A 16,197-nucleotide genomic window follows, 5' to 3' on the forward strand; every position below is an offset into this window, starting at 1 on the left:
CTACTTTCAGGCCGCAGTGACAGACTTTTCAGTCGTGGGCTTGGGAATCAGCGCCTCGAATTCGGGGCGGAAGTGCTTGATCATGGCGCGCACCGGCATGGCCGCCGCGTCGCCCAGCGCGCAGATGGTGCGGCCCATGATGTTGCCGGCCACCGAGTCCAGCGTCGCCATGTCCTCGGGACGGCCTTCACCGCGCCCGATGCGATCGACCAGGCGCCAGAGCCAGCCCGTGCCCTCGCGGCAAGGCGTGCACTGACCGCAGGACTCGTGCATGTAGAAATAGGACAGGCGCTTGAGCGACTCGACCATGTCGCGGGTCTCGTCCATCACGATGACCGCACCCGAGCCGAGCATGGAACCCGCCTTGGATATGGAGTCGTAGTCCATCGTGCATTCCATCATGATGTGGGCCGGCAGCACCGGCGCCGAGGAGCCGCCGGGGATCACCGCCTTGAGCTTCTTGCCGCCCTTGACGCCGCCAGCCAGTTCCAGCAGCTTGCTGAAGGGCGTGCCCAGCGGAATCTCATAGTTGCCCGGGCGCTCCACATCGCCACTGACCGAGAAGATCTTGGTGCCGCCATTGTTGGGCTTGCCGATCTCCAGATAGGCCGACCCGCCGTTGCGGATGATCCAGGGCACGGCCGCGAAGGTCTCGGTGTTGTTGATGGTGGTCGGCTTGCCATACAGGCCGAAGCTGGCCGGGAACGGCGGCTTGAAGCGCGGCTGGCCTTTCTTGCCCTCGAGCGATTCGAGCAGCGCGGTTTCTTCACCGCAGATGTAGGCGCCAAAGCCATGATGGGCGTGGAGCTGGAAGCTGAAACCGCTGCCCAGGATTTTGTCGCCGAGGTAACCGGCCGCCCTCGCCTCTTCCAGCGCGGCCTCGAAACGATCGTAGACCTCGAAGATCTCGCCGTGGATGTAGTTGTAGCCCACCGTGATGCCCATGGCATAGGCGGCGATCGCCATGCCCTCGATCACGATGTGCGGGTTGTACATGAGGATGTCGCGGTCCTTGCAGGTCCCGGGCTCGCCCTCGTCCGAATTGCAGACCAGGTATTTCTGGCCCGGAAACTGGCGCGGCATGAAGCTCCACTTCAGGCCGGTCGGGAAACCCGCGCCGCCACGGCCGCGCAAACCCGATTCCTTGACCGTGGCGATCACCTGGTCCTGAGTCAGGCCTTCCTTCAGGATCTTCTTGAGCGCCTCGTAGCCGCCGCGCGCCTCGTAGTCCTTCAGGCGCCAGTTGGCGCCGTTGAGCCCGGCGTAGATCTGCGGGCCGATGTGGTGATCATGGAAGCAGGTCTGCACGCCGGTGGCGGCGAACTGCGACAGCACTTGCTGGGCGTTCATGCCTGAGCTCCTTTCAGCCCGTCGATCAGCTGATCCAGCTTGTCATTGCTCATGAAGCTGCACATGGTGCGGTCGTTGACCAGCATCACGGGCGCATCGGCGCAAGCCCCCAGGCATTCGCTTTCCTGCAGCGTGAAGAGGCCATCGGCCGTGGTCTCGCCCTTGGCAATGCCCAGCTTGGCCGCCAAATGGTTCAGCGCCTTCTGCCCATCACGCAATTGACAGGGCAGATTGGTGCAGACGTTGAGCTTGAACTTGCCCATCGGGCGCTGGTTGTACATGTTGTAGAAGGTCGTGACCTCGTGCACGGCCATCGCGGGCATGCCCAGATAGGTGGCAATCTCGGCCTCGGCCTCGCTGCTCACCCAGCCCTGCTCCTGCTGCACGATGGACAGGCAAGCCATCACGGCGGACTGCTTCTGCTGGGCCGGGTACTTCGCCACTTCTTTGGCGAAGCGTGCTTTTGTCGCGTCGGAAATCATCGATCGATTTCTCCAAAAACAATGTCCAGCGTGCCGATGATGGCAACGGCGTCGGCCAACATGTGGCCACGCGCCAACTCGTCCAGCGTGGCCAAGTGAGCGAAGCCGGGTGCGCGGATCTTGAGGCGGTAAGGTTTGTTCGCACCGTCGCTCACGAGGTAGATGCCGAATTCACCCTTGGGATGTTCCACCGCCGCGTAAGCCTCGCCGGCCGGCACGCGGAAACCTTCGGTGAAGAGCTTGAAGTGGTGGATCAGCTCTTCCATGTTGGACTTCATGGCCTCGCGCGAGGGCGGTGCGACCTTGTGGTTGTCCGTGATTACCGGGCCGGGGTTGGCGCGCAGCCAATCCACGCATTGCTTGATGATGCGGTTGGATTCGCGCATCTCGGCCACGCGCACCAAATAGCGGTCGTAGCTGTCGCCGGTCTTGCCCACGGGGATGTCGAAGTCCACGCGGTCATAGGCATCGTAGGGCTGCTGCTTGCGCAGATCCCAGGCGATGCCGCAGCCGCGCAGCATGGGACCGGTCATGCCCAGGTTGAGCGCACGCTCGGGCGTGACCACGCCGATGCCCACCGTCCGCTGCTTCCAGATGCGGTTGTCGGTCAACAAGGTCTCGTACTCGTCCACGCATTTCGGGAAACGCTGCGTGAAGTCGTCAATGAAGTCCAGCAGCGAGCCCTGGCGCTTGGCGTTGAGATCCGCCAAGGAACGATTGCTGCGCACCTTGCTGGCTTGATGCTGGGGCATGGAGTCGGGCAGATCGCGGTAGACGCCACCGGGACGGAAATAGGCCGCGTGCATGCGCGCACCAGACACCGCCTCGTACATGTCGAACAGATCTTCACGCTCACGGAAGGTGTAGATCAGGATGGTCGAACTGCCACAGTCGTTGCCATGCGAGCCCAGCCACATCAGGTGGTTGAGCAGGCGCGTGATCTCACCGAACAGGGTGCGGATGTACTTGGCGCGCAGCGGCACTTCGATGCCCAGCATTTTCTCGATGGCCAGGCAATAGGCCTGCTCGTTGCACATCATCGAGACGTAGTCCAGCCGATCCATGTAGGGCAGCGACTGGATGTAAGTTTTGCTCTCGGCCAGCTTCTCGGTGGCGCGGTGCAGCAGACCGATGTGCGGATCGGCGCGTTGCACGACCTCGCCGTCCAGCTCCAGCACGAGACGCAGCACGCCGTGCGCGGCCGGATGCTGGGGACCGAAGTTCAGCGTGTAGTTCTTGATTTCTGCCATATGCCGTCTCGCCTTACTTCAGGCCACCGTAGTTATCTTCACGGATGATGCGCGGCGTGATCTCGCGCGGCTCGATGCTCACGGGTTGGTAGACCACGCGCTGCAACTCGGCGTCGTAGCGCATCTCGACATGCCCGGAAAGCGGGAAGTCCTTGCGGAAGGGATGGCCGATGAAACCGTAATCCGTCAGGATGCGGCGCAGATCGTCGTGCCCTTCGAAAACGATGCCGTAGAGGTCGAAGGCCTCGCGCTCGTACCAATTGGCTGCGGCCCAGACGCTGGTCAGCGAATCCAGCACGGGGAATTCATCGTCCGTGGCAAAGACCTTGAGGCGCACGCGCTGGTTCAGGCTGACGGAGAGCAGATGCGACACCACGGCGTAACGAGCGCCCTCCCAGGCGCCGTCGCCGTAGGCGGAGTAGTCCACACCGCACAGATCGATGAGCTGCTCGAATTGACAACCCGGCGCGTCACGCAGCAGCATGGCGGCCGTACGGTAGTCCTTGGGAGCAACTTCCACGGTGACTTCGTCCAGGCGCACCTCAATGCGGCGCACCACCTCACCCAGCGCGGCGGCCACGGCGTTTTTGAGAACTTCGGGATTCACGGCGACAGCGGTCATTTCTTTTCCTTCAGGCGCGAGCCTTGAACATGCGCCTCAGACACGCGCGATGGTCTGCGTGCGGCGAACCTTCTGCTGCAGCTGGATGATGCCGTAAATCAACGCCTCGGCCGTGGGCGGACAGCCCGGCACGTAGACATCGACCGGCACGATGCGGTCACAGCCGCGCACGACGGAATAGCTGTAGTGGTAATACCCACCCCCGTTGGCACAGGACCCCATGGAAATGACCCAGCGCGGTTCGCTCATCTGGTCGTAGACCTTGCGCAAGGCGGGCGCCATCTTGTTGCACAGGGTGCCGGCCACGATCATCAGATCGGACTGGCGGGGGCTGGCGCGAAACACCTCGGAACCGAAACGCGCGATGTCATAGCGCGCCGCCGCCGCGTGCATCATCTCCACCGCGCAGCAGGCCAGACCGAAGGTCATGGGCCACAGTGAACCGGTCTTGGCCCAGTTCACCACCGTGTCGTAGCTGGTGGTGACGAAGCCTTCCTTCAACACGCCTTCAATCATGGCTGCGTTCCTTGCAAAGAATCAGTTGTCCCGCGGTGTGTTCGGTGTCGAGGCGCGAGACTACTCCCAGTCGAGAGCACCCTTCTTCCACTCGTAGACGAAACCCACCACGAGGATGGCGATGAAGACCATCGCCGCCCAGAACCCGACCGCCCCGACATCCTTGAGCGCGACAGCCCACGGAAAGAGGAAGGCGATTTCGAGATCAAAAAGAATGAAGAGGATGGCGACGAGGTAATAACGCACGTCGAACTTCATGCGTGCGTCCTCGAAGGCCTCGAAGCCGCATTCGTAAGGGGAGTTCTTGGCCGCGTCGGGGCGATTGGGCCCGAGCACGTAACCGATGAGCTGAGGCAGCACACCCACGGCGAGACCGACCAAGATGAACAACAGGACGGGAAGGTACTGGTCAAGGCTCATCTTGCTGCTCTGCCTCTGATGCTCTGGGTTGGATCACGCATCCGACCGGCCCCGCGCAAGGGCAGCGGGCCAGGCCGGCTTCTGTTTGGTGCCGTCGGCGAGACTCGAACTCGCACAGCTTTCGCCACTACCCCCTCAAGATAGCGTGTCTACCAATTTCACCACGACGGCTGATTTGTCCGCTGGCCTTGCATGAGGAGTTGCGTTCGACCAGCAGCTAGAAGTTTACCCGGAATTCCCCCGCTTCCGGGGAAGGCAAACAGAGAAGTTATGAAAACTTGACTCCGGACAAGGGGCGTCCGGACACTGCTCACGCGCACGGTGCGCCACCCTCGGGCGGATCAGCTCGCGCGACGACTTGCGCCTCTTTCGGCGTTCGCGCCTTCGACGTTTTATTGCGCGGGAATCTGCGCGGCGCCACCGGCGGCGGGCGCCGCGTCCTTCTGCGCCGGCGCGACGTCATTCGCGGTGGACACAGGTGCGCCTGCCGGAATCTGCGCGGCGTTCTCGGACGTGGCGGGCGTGGCCGGAACCACGGCAGCCGGGCTTTCCAGCACGCTGCCCGAATTCGCGGGACGCGCGTTGCCAAAGTACGCCAGAGCCAGGGTCACGGCGAAGAACACCGTGGCCAACACTGCCGTGGTGCGCGAAAGAAAGTTCGCGCTGCCGCTCGCGCCAAAGAGGCTGCCCGACGAGCCGCTACCGAAAGCCGCGCCCATGTCGGCGCCCTTGCCGTGCTGGATCAGCACAAGGCCGATCATGGTCAAGGCCGTGATGATCTGCACCGTGACAAGAAGGGTGACGATGAAACTCATGCGATGAACTCCTGAATTCGAGACAAATGTCGTGAGACTGAGAGCTTGGATGCGGCACCGAGCGATGTGACTCAGCTCGCCGCAGCGATGATGGAAAGAAAATCCGCCGCCTTGAGCGACGCGCCGCCAATCAGGCCGCCGTCGATGTCGGGCTGTGCCAGCAAGCTGGCCACGTTGGTGGGGTTCATGCTGCCACCGTACAGGATGCGGATGCGACCGGCTTGTGTCGAAGCGGCGAGCAACTGCGCGCGCAATACGGCGTGCACGGCTTGGGCCTGCTCTGGCGTGGCTGTCTTGCCCGTGCCGATGGCCCAGACTGGCTCATAAGCCACGACGATCTCGCTGATGCAATGGCCGTTGAGGTGAATCACGGCCGCCAACTGGCGCTTGACGATCTCCTCGGTCTGCCCGGCATCTCGTTCGGCCAGTGTTTCACCAAGGCAAACGATGGGGGTAATGCCCGCGGCCAGAGCGCGTTGCGCCTTCTCGGCCACGACCGCATCCGTCTCACCGTGGTACTGGCGGCGCTCCGAATGGCCGACGATGGCGTAGCGCACGCCGAAGTCCCGCAGCATCGCCGCGGAGACCTCGCCGGTGTAGGCCCCGGCTTCGTGCGCAGACAGGTCCTGTGCCCCCAATTCGCCAGAGGAACCGGCCAGCAAGGTCTGGCACTGCGCCAGATACGCCGCTGGCACACAAACGGCCACCTCACAAGCCGCGCCCGCAAGGGCCGGCAGGATGCCCTGCAGCAGGGCCGCATTCGCGGCCAGGCTGCCGTTCATCTTCCAGTTGCCTGCGATCAACTTGTTCGTCATGGCCAGGCTCAACTCCACGTCAGCACAATCTTGCCGATGTGCTGGTTCGACTCCATCAGCGCATGGGCTTGAGCCGCCTGCGCCGGCGGGAAGGTGCTGTGGACCACGGGCTTGATCTTGCCCGCCTCGATCAGCGGCCAGGCGTGCTTGAGACAGGCCTGCGCGATGGCCGCCTTGAAGGCCACGGGGCGCGGGCGCAGCGTGGAACCCGTGATGGTCAGGCGCCTCCTCAAAACCAGGCCAGCGTTAAAGCTGCTCTTGGTGCCACCCTGGACAGCGATGATGACGATGCGGCCATCCTCGGCCAGACTCTCGACCTCGCGGGCAACGTATTCACCGCCCACCATGTCGAGGATCACGTCCACGCCCTTGCCATCCGTCAGCCGCTTGACCTCTTCCTTGAAGTCCTGCGTCTTGTAGTTGATGGCGTGGTCGGCACCCAGCCGCAGGCAGGCCGCGCATTTGTCATCGCTGCCCGCCGTCACGACGACCGTCGCGCCCCAGGCCTTCGCCAGTTGAATGGCTGTGACGCCAATGCCGCTGGAGCCGCCCTGAATCAGCAAGGTTTCGCCCGGCTGCAGGCGGCCGCGATCGAAGACATTGCTCCAGACCGTGAAGAAGGTCTCGGGCAAGGATGCGGCTTCAACGTCGCTGAGCCCTTTCGGATAAGGCAGGCACTGCGCGATCGGCGCGGTGCAGAGCTCGGCATAACCGCCGCCAGCCACCAGGGCACAGACTTTGTCACCGAGCTTGAAACCCGCCCGACCCAGTTCGGTGGCATCACCGCCGACGACCTCACCCGCGACTTCCAAGCCTGGAATGTCGGAAGCCCCCGGCGGCACCGGGTAGTTGCCCTGGCGCTGGAACACGTCGGGGCGGTTGATGCCGCTGGCCGCGACGCGGATCAGCAGTTCGCCCGCCGCAGGCGCCGGGTCCGGGCGTTCGCCCAGCACCAGCACCTCTGGCTCGCCATAACGCGTGATTTCAACGGCTCTCATGCCCGCTCCCGCTGTGACTCACGCCATCAAGCCTGTTCGCCGTTGTCGCCGCCATTCGCGGGGGCTTCAGCACGCTCGGCACGTTGCGGCTGCTCCGAACGTTCCAGCAAGGCCTTCATGGACAGCTTGACGCGGCCCTTCTCGTCGGTTTCCAGGACCTTGACCTTCACGATCTGGCCTTCGGACAGGTAGTCCGTGACCTTCTCGACGCGCTCGTGCGCGATCTGGCTGATGTGCAGCAGGCCATCCTTGCCGGGCAGCAGGTTGACCAGGGCGCCGAAGTCCAGGATCTTGGTGATCGGGCCTTCGTAGACCTTGCCGATCTCGACTTCGGCGGTGATCTGCTCGATGCGGCGCTTGGCCTCCTCGGCCTTCGCGGCCTCGGTCGAGGCGATGGTGATGGTGCCGTCTTCCGCGATGTCGATCTGGGTGCCGGTCTCTTCGGTCAGCGCGCGGATGGTCGCGCCGCCCTTGCCGATCACGTCACGGATCTTCTCGGGGTTGATCTTCATGGTGTAGAGGCGCGGCGCGAACTGGCTCACCTCGGCCTTGGCCTCGCCCACGGCGGCCTGCATCTTGCCCAGGATGTGCATGCGCGCTTCCTTGGCCTGGGCCAGGGCAACCTGCATGATCTCGCGCGTGATGCCCTGGATCTTGATGTCCATCTGCAGGGCCGTGATGCCGTTGGTGGTACCGGCCACCTTGAAGTCCATGTCACCGAGGTGGTCCTCGTCGCCCAGGATGTCGGTCAGCACGGCAAACTTGTTGTCTTCCTTGATCAGGCCCATGGCGATGCCGGCCACGTGCGCCTTGAGCGGCACGCCCGCGTTCATCAGCGAGAGGCAACCGCCGCAGACGGACGCCATGGACGACGAACCGTTGGACTCGGTGATTTCCGACACCACGCGCATGGTGTAGGGGAATTCTTCCTTGGTCGGCAGCACGGCGACCAGGGCGCGCTTGGCCAGGCGGCCATGGCCAATTTCGCGGCGCTTGGGCGTGCCCACGCGCCCCGTCTCGCCGGTGGCGAAGGGCGGCATGTTGTAGTGCAGCATGAAGCGGTCCTCATACTCACCGGCCAATGCGTCGATGCGCTGCGCGTCGCGTTCGGTTCCCAAGGTCGTGACGACCAGGGCCTGGGTTTCGCCACGCGTGAACAGTGCCGAGCCATGGGTGCGCGGCAGCACGCTGTCGCGGATTTCGATCGGGCGCACGGTACGGGTGTCACGACCGTCGATGCGCGGTTCACCCGCCAGGATCTGGCCACGCACGATCTTGGCTTCAATCTCGAACAGCAGCCCCTCAACGGCCACGCCGTCGAACTCGACGCCATCGGCCTTGAGGCCGGCGAACACGTCGGCGTAAGCGGTGCGGCAGGCCTGGGTGCGGGCCTGCTTGTTGCGAATCTGGTAGGCAGCTTCGAGCTTGGCTTTGGCCAGGCTGTCGATCTTGGCGATCAGCGCCTCGTCTTTGGCCGGGGCGGTCCAGTCCCAGGTCGGCTTGCCGGCGTCACGCACCAATTCATGAATGGCGTTGATGGCAATCTTGCCCTGGTCGTGGCCGAAGACCACGGCGCCCAGCATGATCTCTTCCGACAGTTGCAGCGCTTCCGATTCCACCATCAGCACGGCGGCTTCGGTGCCAGCGACCACCAGGTCCATCTGGCTGTCCTTGCGCTGGGTCTGGCCCGGGTTGAGGACGTATTCACCATTGACGTAGCCCACGCGCGCCGCGCCGATGGGGCCGTTGAAGGGAATACCACTGATGGACAGGGCCGCGCTGGTGGCGATCAAGGCGGGAATGTCGGCATCGACTTCCGGATTCAGCGAAACGGTGTGGACCACCACCTGCACTTCGTTGAAGAAACCTTCCGGGAACAGCGGACGGATCGGGCGATCGATCAGGCGGCTGGTCAGCGTCTCATATTCGCTGGGGCGACCTTCGCGCTTGAAGAAGCTGCCGGGAATCTTGCCAGCGGCGTAGGTCTTCTCAAGGTAGTCAACCGTCAGGGGAAAGAAATCCTGGCCAGGCTTGGCAGACTTGGACGCCACCACGGTGGCCAGCACCACGGTGTCATCGACATTGACGAGGACGGCACCGCCGGCTTGGCGGGCGATTTCGCCCGTTTCCATGGTGACGGTGTGCTGACCCCATTGGAAGGTCTTGGTGATTTTGTTGAACATGCTCATGTGCTGCTCCTTGAGGTTGTACGAAAGAGACGAACCCTTCCGGTTTCAGTGAACGGGGACCGGTGTCCCCGCTTGGCTCGAAGCAAGCTACACAGAACACGATGCCATTCCAAAGCAACTCCCTTCAGGGGAAGGGCTTTGGAATGACACAGCTTCGCTCTGTACTTGCAGGCTCCGAAGTGAACAACGCCTGAATCAGCGGACCATCTTGGCGATGGGCACCAACTCAGGCGTCGTTGTTCATGGCCGGGACTTACTTGCGCAGACCCAGCTTGGTGATCAGCGCGGTGTAGCGCGCGGCATCCTTGGACTTCAGATAGTCGAGCAGCTTGCGGCGGCGGCTCACCATGCGCAGCAGACCGCGACGACCGTGGTGATCCTTGGCGTGGGTCTTGAAGTGCGGGGTCAACTCGTTGATGCGAGCGGTCAACAGGGCGACCTGGACTTCGGGGCTGCCGGTGTCGTTGGCGGCGCGGGCATTGGCCTTGACGACCTCGGCCTTGATTGTGGATGCGATCATTTTCTTTCCTCTAGACGGAATGGACGTATGGACAGGCCGACCTCGCGAAGAATCGGAGAGCCTGACCGCAACGTCCCGGGAGTTTCAACTTGCGCCAGCGGCTGGAACTGCTTGCCGGCGTGCGCTCTACGCGCCTGGCCACCCTGCTCTCAAGGCATCCGGACACGCAAAACCTGGCAATTATAGCGAAACCCGGTACAAGGCTGTGGCCGGGCCGGGCAGAGACCAGCCGTGGCGGTCCACGATGCCCCCTCAGTTTGGCTCCTCATGCGCACCGCCCAAGGCACGCTCGCCACCAGACCGGGGCAGGCCCCGGGGCAACCACATCCAGAGACTGCGGCCGCCATTGGGACATTCTGTCGCAGCGGCTGGACAGAATGTCTCAACAGCCACTCCCGCACCTGCCCGTGCGAGGGCGTGTCCGAACCTCGTCAACAATGCCGTGCACGCCATGCCGCGAGGAGACGTGCTCACCCTGAGCAGCATGGACGAGACGCGCGATGGCATGCCAGGCGTGTCGATCCGCATCGCCGACACCGGCAAGGGCATCGGCCCGGAAGCACGCCGGACGCGCCCCTACAAGCTGGACCGTCCCACGCACGCACGGACCTCGACCCTGACCCATGGCGCTGCCGCCGTGCCCGCCCCAGCGCTCAGACCTTGAGCCAGCCGCGCAGGCGGTCCACGCCCTGCGCCAGTCGATCCAGATCCCGGGAGGCAAAACACCAGCGCAGCCAACCTGAGGACTCTGCCCCGAACGCCTCTCCTGGCGCCAAGCCCAGCCCTGCCTCGGCCACCAGGCGTTTGGCCAGCGCCACACCGTCCGCGAATTCGCCCTGGCCACCGGCGATGCGGAAGAAGGCGTACATGCCCGCACGCGGCCTGGCCAGCTCCAAGCCAGGTACCACTTGCAAGAGCGGCACCAGGGTGTCACGGCACTGTTTGAGATGCGCCACCACGCGGGGCGTGATCTCGTCGGCGCGACGCAGGGCGGTGATGGCCGCACGCTGCGTGAAGACGCTGGCGCAGGAGGTGTTGAACTCGATGATCTTGCCCACGTCGTGCGTGCAGGAAGGCGGCAGCACCAGCCAGCCCAGGCGCCAACCGGTCATCAGGAAAGCCTTGGAAAAACTGCCCACGACCATCAGCCGATCCTCCGGCGTCGCGAGGTCCAGGAAGCTCGGCGCGGCACCTTGCGGTCCGGCACCTTCCTGGTCGTAATACAGCTGCGAATACACCTCGTCGGCCAGAATCCACGTGCCTGTGCGCCGGCAATGCGCGAGGATGCGCTGCTGCTCGGCCTGAGTGAGCGTCCAGCCCGTGGGGTTGGACGGCGCGTTGACCACGAGCAGCTTGGTGGCGGGCGTCACCGCCGCCAGCAGCGCGTCCATGTCCAGCGTCCAGGCACCTTCGACCGGCTTGAGCGGCACGGGCTTGAGCCGGGCGCCCAGGATCTGCGGCTGCGCCACCAGGTTGGGCCAGACCGGCGTAACGATGACCACCTCGTCACCCGCGTCCAGCAAGGCCTGCATGGCGATCATCAAGGCATTGACGCCGCCCGAGGTCACGGCGATTCGATCGGCGCCGACCGCGCCGTGCAGGCGACTCAGGTGCGCGGCCAGTCCCTCGCGCAACTCGGGCAGGCCCAGGTTGTGGGTATAAAAAACCTCGCCCTTTTCCAATGACTCAATGGCCGCCTGGCGCACGAAGTCAGGCGGTGTTTCGTCACCCTCGCCGAACCAGAAAGTCAGCAGGTCGGCGCGCCCCAGGCCGGCGTTGGCCACTTCGCGGATTTTGGATTCTTCGAGGTTTCGGATGATGTGTCGCATGGCCAGCTACGGGTTCGGAACGAAGGTTGAAACGGAAGGGCGGGAACAAGGGCGTGGGTATGCGGTCGCGACGCGGTGACCGCGAGGCTCAGGGCCGGGCCATCTGACAGTTCGTCGGCAATTCGGCCTGCTCCGCCTTCAACTGACGGACGACGCGAAAGCCATACCCCGAGCCTTCCACATCGAATTTGACGCCGTCCTTGTCACCCTCCCGGGCCTGACGGGCCATCACGCCCACCACCAGCGGCTGCTGGAACTGATGGTCAGCCGCGCGCATGCGACCGCGCTGGCCGTACAGGGTGACATCCGCCTGTTCCAGCGCCCGGGCCACGGCCGTCACGTCCGTCGTCGCACCAGCCTTCTGGATGGCTTGCGCCAAGGCCTCCACCATGAGCTGCATGCGCATGTGCACGTAGTCGTCCTCGGGCCGGGGGAAGCGCTCGCGGAAGGCGCGGTAGAAGGCCTCGCTCTGCGCGCCCGGCACATTGGGCAGCCAGTCGGCCACGGCCACCACCTGGCCCACGCCGGCCGCGCCGATGGCCGCCGGCACGCCCAGGGCATTGCCGTAGAAGGTGTAGAACTTGCCGTCGTAGCCGGCTTCGCGGGCCGCCTTGATCAGCAGGGTCAGGTCATTGCCCCAGTTGCCGGTGATCACGGCCGAGGCGCCCCGCTGCTCTGCAGTCTTGGCCTTGATCTTCTGTGCATAAGGCAGGAAGTCCTTCACGCGACCGATGGGGTGCAGTTCCTCGCCCACGATCTGGACGTCCGGGCGCAGCACACCCAGTTGCCGCCTCGCCTCGCGCAGCACGGCCTGGCCGAAGCTGTAGTCCTGCCCGATCAGGTAGACCGAGCGCACGGCGCGATCTTCCTGCAGCACACGCATCAGCGCGGCCATGCGCATGTCCGCGTGAGCGTCGAAACGGAAATGCCAGAAGCTGCATTTCTCGTTGGTCAGGATGGGGTCGACCGCTGAATAGTTGAGGAAGAGCACGCGCCGGGCGGGGTCGCGCTCGTTGTGCTTGTCGATGGCGTCGATCAACGCCGCCGCCACCGACGAGCTGTTGCCCTGCATGATGTACCGCGCGCCATCGTCGACCGCGGCGCGCAGGGCGGCCAGCGCCTCCTCGGTCTGGCCCTTGCTGTCGTAACGGCGCAGCTCGAACTGCAGACCGCCACGGGCGTTCACACGCTCGACCGCCCAGACCAGGTTGCGGAACACGGCCTCGCCCGCGTTGCCCAGGGGACCGCTCAGACCCTCGATCACGGCGACACGAACCGGCGGTGCCGACGACGCAGTTGCCGTCGGCGCGACGGGCTGCGCGTAGGCCGCAACGGCTACAGATAGGGCCGCGATGGCCAGCTTCAAGACCCGGGTGAACATGCTTTTGTGCAAGGCGAACTCTCTTGAAAAACAGGGCCGCGCCAACAGATGTGGGCCATGCGGCAATCGTGGTTGAAAGCCGCGCAGTGTAAGGGCTGCATGCATGCGCGTCGTGTGCACGGGCCCGCCCATTTTCACCTCAGGAGTAAACCATGCTGTTCGTTCCCACTCTGCGTCGTTCCGCCTTTGCCCCCTCCCTGCGCGCGTTCGACCGCTCGCTCGACCGGGTTTTCGACAACGCCGTGCGCAATCGCCTCTTCGGTGAAGCCGCTGAGGCCACGCAGGACGACAAGTTCATCGAACTGACCTTCGACATGCCGGGCGTCGCCCGCGAGCAGCTGTCCATCGGCATCGAAGGCAAGGTCGTGCGCATCGAAACCTTGCCCGAAGCCAAGCGTCAATACAAGGCCGCCTATGAGCTGACCCAGGACATCGACGCGAGCGCCAGCGAGGCCAAGCTCGAAAACGGCGTGCTCACGCTCAAGCTGTCCAAGGTTCAACCCCAGGACCGCAGCGTCAAACTGACGATCAACTAACGGATACCGACCGGCCGCGTGCAATGCGCGGCCCGGGCGCGGCCACCATGCCCCCGGTCTTGCGGCGTGGCGGTCCGCGCACCTTGCATGACTGGCCTCTGCCCGGCGTCCAGCCATTCGTTCAACGCCGCGGCAACGGCCTAGCTTGGTTGAAGCGTCATGCGCTTCGCGTCAGGCCGCGGCGGCACTGATCGCGTCCAGCGGCCAGCGCGGCTTGACCTCGAAGCTGTAGGCCCGGCCGGCCTGCTGCCGTCCGGATTGCAGGCGCATGGCGGCAGCGAGCGCGATCATCGCGCCGTTGTCGGTGCACAGATGCAGCTCGGGATAGTGCACGCGCACTTGCCCCCCCTTGCGCCGGGGGTTGGCGCAGGCAGCGTTGAGCTGCTCGCGCAACGCCTTGTTGGCGCCCACGCCACCCGCCACGACGAGGCGCTTGAGCCCTGTGGTTTCCAGCGCGGCCAAAGACTTCTTCACCAGCACCTCCACGATGGCTGCCTGCGTGGACGCCGCGAGATCGGCCTTGCGCATTTCAAATTCAGCGCTCGAGATCTGCTGCAAACGCTGCGACTGCGTGAGCACCGCCGTCTTCAAGCCCGCAAAGGAAAAATCCAGGTCACCGCTGTGCAGCAGCGGACGAGGCAACTTGAAGGCCAGGGCATCTCCCTGTTCCGCCAACTTCGCCAGCGCCGGACCGCCCGGGTAACCCAGGCCCATCAGCTTGGCCGATTTGTCGAAGGCTTCGCCCGCGGCGTCGTCGATGGTTTCACCCAGCAATAGGTACTGCCCCACGCCATCCACGCGCATCAGTTGCGTGTGTCCTCCAGAGACCAACAGGGCCACGAAGGGAAACTCCGGCGGGTCGGCGCTCAGAAAAGGCGAGAGCAAATGACCCTCCAGGTGGTGCACGCCCAGCACCGGCTTGCCCAGGGCCGCGCCCAATGCGCAAGCCACGCCCGCGCCCACCAGCAGGGCACCTGCAAGGCCGGGGCCGCGTGTGTAAGCCACCACCTCGATATCGGCCAGCGCGCGGCCGGCCTCACGCATCACTTGGTCCGTCAGCGGCAGCACGCGCCGGATGTGATCACGGCTGGCCAGCTCAGGCACCACGCCACCGTAGGCCTGGTGCATGGCGATCTGGCTGTGCAAGGCATGGGCCAGCAGCTGGGGCGCGTTCTGGCCACGGGTCTCGACCAGGGCCACGCCGGTCTCGTCGCAGGAGGATTCGATGCCGAGGATGAGCGTGGCGGGCGCGAGCGGGGACGGAAGGGGAAGATCGGACATGGCCCGCAGTTTAGGGCCTGGCCCAAACCCGCGCGGGCTCAGGCGAATCCAAGAATTCGTTCGAGATTGATGCTGACTTTCACCTCGCTGCGCTCAAGCGCTCGCGCCACACGCAAGCCCGGCAGCGCGGTGTCGCGCACGATGAAACGCGAGAGGGCAATGCCATCAGAGTTGACCAGGACCAGCACCTTGGGCGTGGTCGTGATCTGCCCCCGCTTGACCACGATGGCCACTTCCCCGGTCTCCAACTGCACGAAAGAGCCCGGTGTGTGAATGCCCACGGCCTTGATCAAGGCCGCGCCCGCCGGGTCGATCTGCTTGTTTTCATCGAAGTAGATGGCCTGCATGGCCCGCGCCGCGACCAGGGGCGCGCGCGTGGCGCGGGGAGCGCGGCGCGCACCGAAGGAATCCGCCCGCTGAATCAGGTGGGCCATGCGTTCCGCCCAGGGCACTTCGTTGCCCAGGCCACCGGCGAACGAAGCATGGTGCAGGCGCACGGCTTCCAGCCAGTCAGGGTCGGTCACGCCCGCCCGATGCAACTGGCTCATGGAGCGCGAGGCGTGGTTCGAGACGTGGATCTTCTGCTCAGGCGTCAGCACCGTGGTCTGACGCGCCAGCGTGTCCTGCAGATCCGTCATGCCGACGTTCATGGACAGGGCCGCCAGGCTCAGCGTGCGCTCCTTCTCCTCGGGCCAGCTCAGTACGTTGCGCGCCGCCAGTCCGCACATGACGCTGACCAGCATGGCGTGCGTCGCGCTGTAGAAACGCACCTCGATGGTCGACAGGTAGAACAGGGCCAGCAAGGCCGCGTCGGGGTTGGCGATGGCCAGTTCACGCAGGTGGTCGTGAAAGCGGATCAAGCGCGGCAGAAATCGGGGGTCGTCCGGCAGACGCAGCAGAACATTGGCTTCCTCTTGATAGTCGTACCAGTTCTGACCGCGCGGCCGCAGGATGTGGCCATCACCTCCCGAGTCATCCCAGGCGCCGGCATGGTCTTCCGCCGCGTCGATGAACAGCTGTCGTCCACGAAAAACCAGACGTTCCAGGACGTCGCGTTGCGCCAACTGACCGCGGTAAGCCAGGATCTGGCCGTCTTCATTGCGTAGGTGAAAGGGCAAGGGCTCACCCTCCCGGATCCCCGTGATGTTCACGGGGACCAATGCTTTCTCTGCAGCCATCTTGTCCAGACCTTT

At 64.5% G+C, this 16,197-nt stretch carries 17 protein-coding genes and 1 tRNA gene; 2 read left to right on the plus strand and 16 right to left on the minus strand.

The annotated features are described in order from the left end of the window. Nucleotides 1-6: 6 nt before the first annotated feature. The 12 genes from nuoF to rpsO all read right to left on the minus strand — a co-directional run bounded on the left by nuoF (nucleotide 7) and on the right by rpsO (nucleotide 9,977). Nucleotides 7-1,350, minus strand: a complete 1,344-nt coding sequence (gene nuoF / locus DW355_RS15925; RefSeq protein ID WP_131281551.1) for an NADH-quinone oxidoreductase subunit NuoF — start codon at nucleotides 1,348-1,350, stop codon at nucleotides 7-9. Next, nucleotides 1,347-1,832, minus strand: coding sequence for an NADH-quinone oxidoreductase subunit NuoE (gene nuoE, locus DW355_RS15930; RefSeq protein ID WP_131281553.1), 486 nt, complete (start codon nucleotides 1,830-1,832; stop codon nucleotides 1,347-1,349). Before nuoE ends, nuoF begins: the two co-directional genes overlap by 4 nt. Beyond that, nucleotides 1,829-3,082: an NADH-quinone oxidoreductase subunit D gene (locus DW355_RS15935; RefSeq protein ID WP_131281555.1), complete on the minus strand. Its 1,254-nt coding sequence runs from the start codon at nucleotides 3,080-3,082 to the stop codon at nucleotides 1,829-1,831. Before DW355_RS15935 ends, nuoE begins: the two co-directional genes overlap by 4 nt. A 13-nt stretch (nucleotides 3,083-3,095) precedes the next feature. Then, the gene (locus tag DW355_RS15940; RefSeq protein WP_131281557.1) at nucleotides 3,096-3,704 is read right to left on the minus strand and encodes an NADH-quinone oxidoreductase subunit C; all 609 of its coding nucleotides are present in this window, start codon (nucleotides 3,702-3,704) and stop codon (nucleotides 3,096-3,098) included. Nucleotides 3,705-3,740: 36 nt separating this feature from the next. Further along, complete coding sequence (locus tag DW355_RS15945) at nucleotides 3,741-4,220, minus strand: NuoB/complex I 20 kDa subunit family protein (protein ID WP_006296490.1); 480 nt, start codon at nucleotides 4,218-4,220, stop codon at nucleotides 3,741-3,743. Nucleotides 4,221-4,280: 60 nt separating this feature from the next. Continuing rightward, nucleotides 4,281-4,640, minus strand: coding sequence for an NADH-quinone oxidoreductase subunit A (locus DW355_RS15950; protein WP_035608978.1), 360 nt, complete (start codon nucleotides 4,638-4,640; stop codon nucleotides 4,281-4,283). Nucleotides 4,641-4,726: 86 nt separating this feature from the next. After that, a tRNA-Leu gene (locus DW355_RS15955) sits at nucleotides 4,727-4,811 on the minus strand. A 221-nt stretch (nucleotides 4,812-5,032) separates the two neighbouring features. Then, nucleotides 5,033-5,455, minus strand: a complete 423-nt coding sequence (secG, locus tag DW355_RS15960) for a preprotein translocase subunit SecG (RefSeq protein ID WP_131281559.1) — start codon at nucleotides 5,453-5,455, stop codon at nucleotides 5,033-5,035. Nucleotides 5,456-5,526: 71 nt separating this feature from the next. Continuing rightward, a complete protein-coding gene (gene tpiA, locus DW355_RS15965) occupies nucleotides 5,527-6,270 on the minus strand; it encodes a triose-phosphate isomerase (protein WP_131281561.1) in 744 nt (247 codons plus the stop codon). Between the two features lie 8 nt (nucleotides 6,271-6,278). After that, entirely contained in the window at nucleotides 6,279-7,268 is a 990-nt protein-coding gene (locus tag DW355_RS15970) for an NAD(P)H-quinone oxidoreductase (RefSeq protein WP_131281563.1), read from the minus strand. A gap of 26 nt (nucleotides 7,269-7,294) precedes the next feature. Next, a complete protein-coding gene (gene pnp / locus DW355_RS15975; protein ID WP_131281565.1) occupies nucleotides 7,295-9,457 on the minus strand; it encodes a polyribonucleotide nucleotidyltransferase in 2,163 nt (720 codons plus the stop codon). Between the two features lie 253 nt (nucleotides 9,458-9,710). Continuing rightward, the gene (gene rpsO, locus DW355_RS15980; RefSeq protein ID WP_131281567.1) at nucleotides 9,711-9,977 is read right to left on the minus strand and encodes a 30S ribosomal protein S15; all 267 of its coding nucleotides are present in this window, start codon (nucleotides 9,975-9,977) and stop codon (nucleotides 9,711-9,713) included. Between the two features lie 442 nt (nucleotides 9,978-10,419). Here rpsO and DW355_RS15985 point away from each other — a divergent pair, with 442 nt between their 5' ends. Continuing rightward, a complete protein-coding gene (locus DW355_RS15985) occupies nucleotides 10,420-10,641 on the plus strand; it encodes a hypothetical protein (protein WP_131281569.1) in 222 nt (73 codons plus the stop codon). On the opposite strand, the gene DW355_RS15990 is transcribed toward DW355_RS15985, so the two are convergent. Further along, nucleotides 10,631-11,806: a pyridoxal phosphate-dependent aminotransferase gene (locus DW355_RS15990; protein ID WP_131281571.1), complete on the minus strand. Its 1,176-nt coding sequence runs from the start codon at nucleotides 11,804-11,806 to the stop codon at nucleotides 10,631-10,633. The genes DW355_RS15985 and DW355_RS15990 overlap by 11 nt on opposite strands. Nucleotides 11,807-11,894: 88 nt before the next feature. Beyond that, nucleotides 11,895-13,187 carry a branched-chain amino acid ABC transporter substrate-binding protein gene (locus tag DW355_RS15995; RefSeq protein WP_131282812.1) on the minus strand — a complete coding sequence of 431 codons (1,293 nt, stop codon included), beginning with the start codon at nucleotides 13,185-13,187 and terminating at the stop codon, nucleotides 11,895-11,897. Nucleotides 13,188-13,339: 152 nt separating this feature from the next. Here DW355_RS15995 and DW355_RS16000 point away from each other — a divergent pair, with 152 nt between their 5' ends. Continuing rightward, complete coding sequence (locus DW355_RS16000; protein WP_131281573.1) at nucleotides 13,340-13,723, plus strand: Hsp20/alpha crystallin family protein; 384 nt, start codon at nucleotides 13,340-13,342, stop codon at nucleotides 13,721-13,723. A 171-nt stretch (nucleotides 13,724-13,894) separates the two neighbouring features. Here the strand turns inward: DW355_RS16000 and tsaD are convergent, their stop codons facing one another. Next, nucleotides 13,895-15,004, minus strand: coding sequence for a tRNA (adenosine(37)-N6)-threonylcarbamoyltransferase complex transferase subunit TsaD (gene tsaD, locus DW355_RS16005; RefSeq protein ID WP_131281575.1), 1,110 nt, complete (start codon nucleotides 15,002-15,004; stop codon nucleotides 13,895-13,897). Between the two features lie 38 nt (nucleotides 15,005-15,042). Further along, complete coding sequence (locus DW355_RS16010; protein ID WP_242671220.1) at nucleotides 15,043-16,155, minus strand: HD-GYP domain-containing protein; 1,113 nt, start codon at nucleotides 16,153-16,155, stop codon at nucleotides 15,043-15,045. Between the last annotated feature and the right edge of the window lie 42 nt (nucleotides 16,156-16,197).

This window comes from Hylemonella gracilis (assembly GCF_004328645.1).
GTDB classification, from domain to species: domain Bacteria; phylum Pseudomonadota; class Gammaproteobacteria; order Burkholderiales; family Burkholderiaceae_C; genus Hylemonella; species Hylemonella gracilis_B.

Bases quoted from the DNA above. Each gene is read 5' to 3' on its own strand.
- nuoF (WP_131281551.1), bottom strand. From the start codon at position 1,350: ATGAACGCCCAGCAAGTGCTGTCGCAGTTCGCCGCCACCGGCGTGCAG.
- nuoE (WP_131281553.1), bottom strand. From the start codon at position 1,832: ATGATTTCCGACGCGACAAAAGCACGCTTCGCCAAAGAAGTGGCGAAG.
- DW355_RS15935 (WP_131281555.1), bottom strand. From the start codon at position 3,082: ATGGCAGAAATCAAGAACTACACGCTGAACTTCGGTCCCCAGCATCCG.
- DW355_RS15940 (WP_131281557.1), bottom strand. From the start codon at position 3,704: ATGACCGCTGTCGCCGTGAATCCCGAAGTTCTCAAAAACGCCGTGGCC.
- DW355_RS15945 (WP_006296490.1), bottom strand. From the start codon at position 4,220: ATGATTGAAGGCGTGTTGAAGGAAGGCTTCGTCACCACCAGCTACGAC.
- DW355_RS15950 (WP_035608978.1), bottom strand. From the start codon at position 4,640: ATGAGCCTTGACCAGTACCTTCCCGTCCTGTTGTTCATCTTGGTCGGT.
- secG (WP_131281559.1), bottom strand. From the start codon at position 5,455: ATGAGTTTCATCGTCACCCTTCTTGTCACGGTGCAGATCATCACGGCC.
- tpiA (WP_131281561.1), bottom strand. From the start codon at position 6,270: ATGACGAACAAGTTGATCGCAGGCAACTGGAAGATGAACGGCAGCCTG.
- DW355_RS15970 (WP_131281563.1), bottom strand. From the start codon at position 7,268: ATGAGAGCCGTTGAAATCACGCGTTATGGCGAGCCAGAGGTGCTGGTG.
- pnp (WP_131281565.1), bottom strand. From the start codon at position 9,457: ATGAGCATGTTCAACAAAATCACCAAGACCTTCCAATGGGGTCAGCAC.
- rpsO (WP_131281567.1), bottom strand. From the start codon at position 9,977: ATGATCGCATCCACAATCAAGGCCGAGGTCGTCAAGGCCAATGCCCGC.
- DW355_RS15990 (WP_131281571.1), bottom strand. From the start codon at position 11,806: ATGCGACACATCATCCGAAACCTCGAAGAATCCAAAATCCGCGAAGTG.
- DW355_RS15995 (WP_131282812.1), bottom strand. From the start codon at position 13,187: ATGTTCACCCGGGTCTTGAAGCTGGCCATCGCGGCCCTATCTGTAGCC.
- DW355_RS16000 (WP_131281573.1), top strand. From the start codon at position 13,340: ATGCTGTTCGTTCCCACTCTGCGTCGTTCCGCCTTTGCCCCCTCCCTG.
- tsaD (WP_131281575.1), bottom strand. From the start codon at position 15,004: ATGTCCGATCTTCCCCTTCCGTCCCCGCTCGCGCCCGCCACGCTCATC.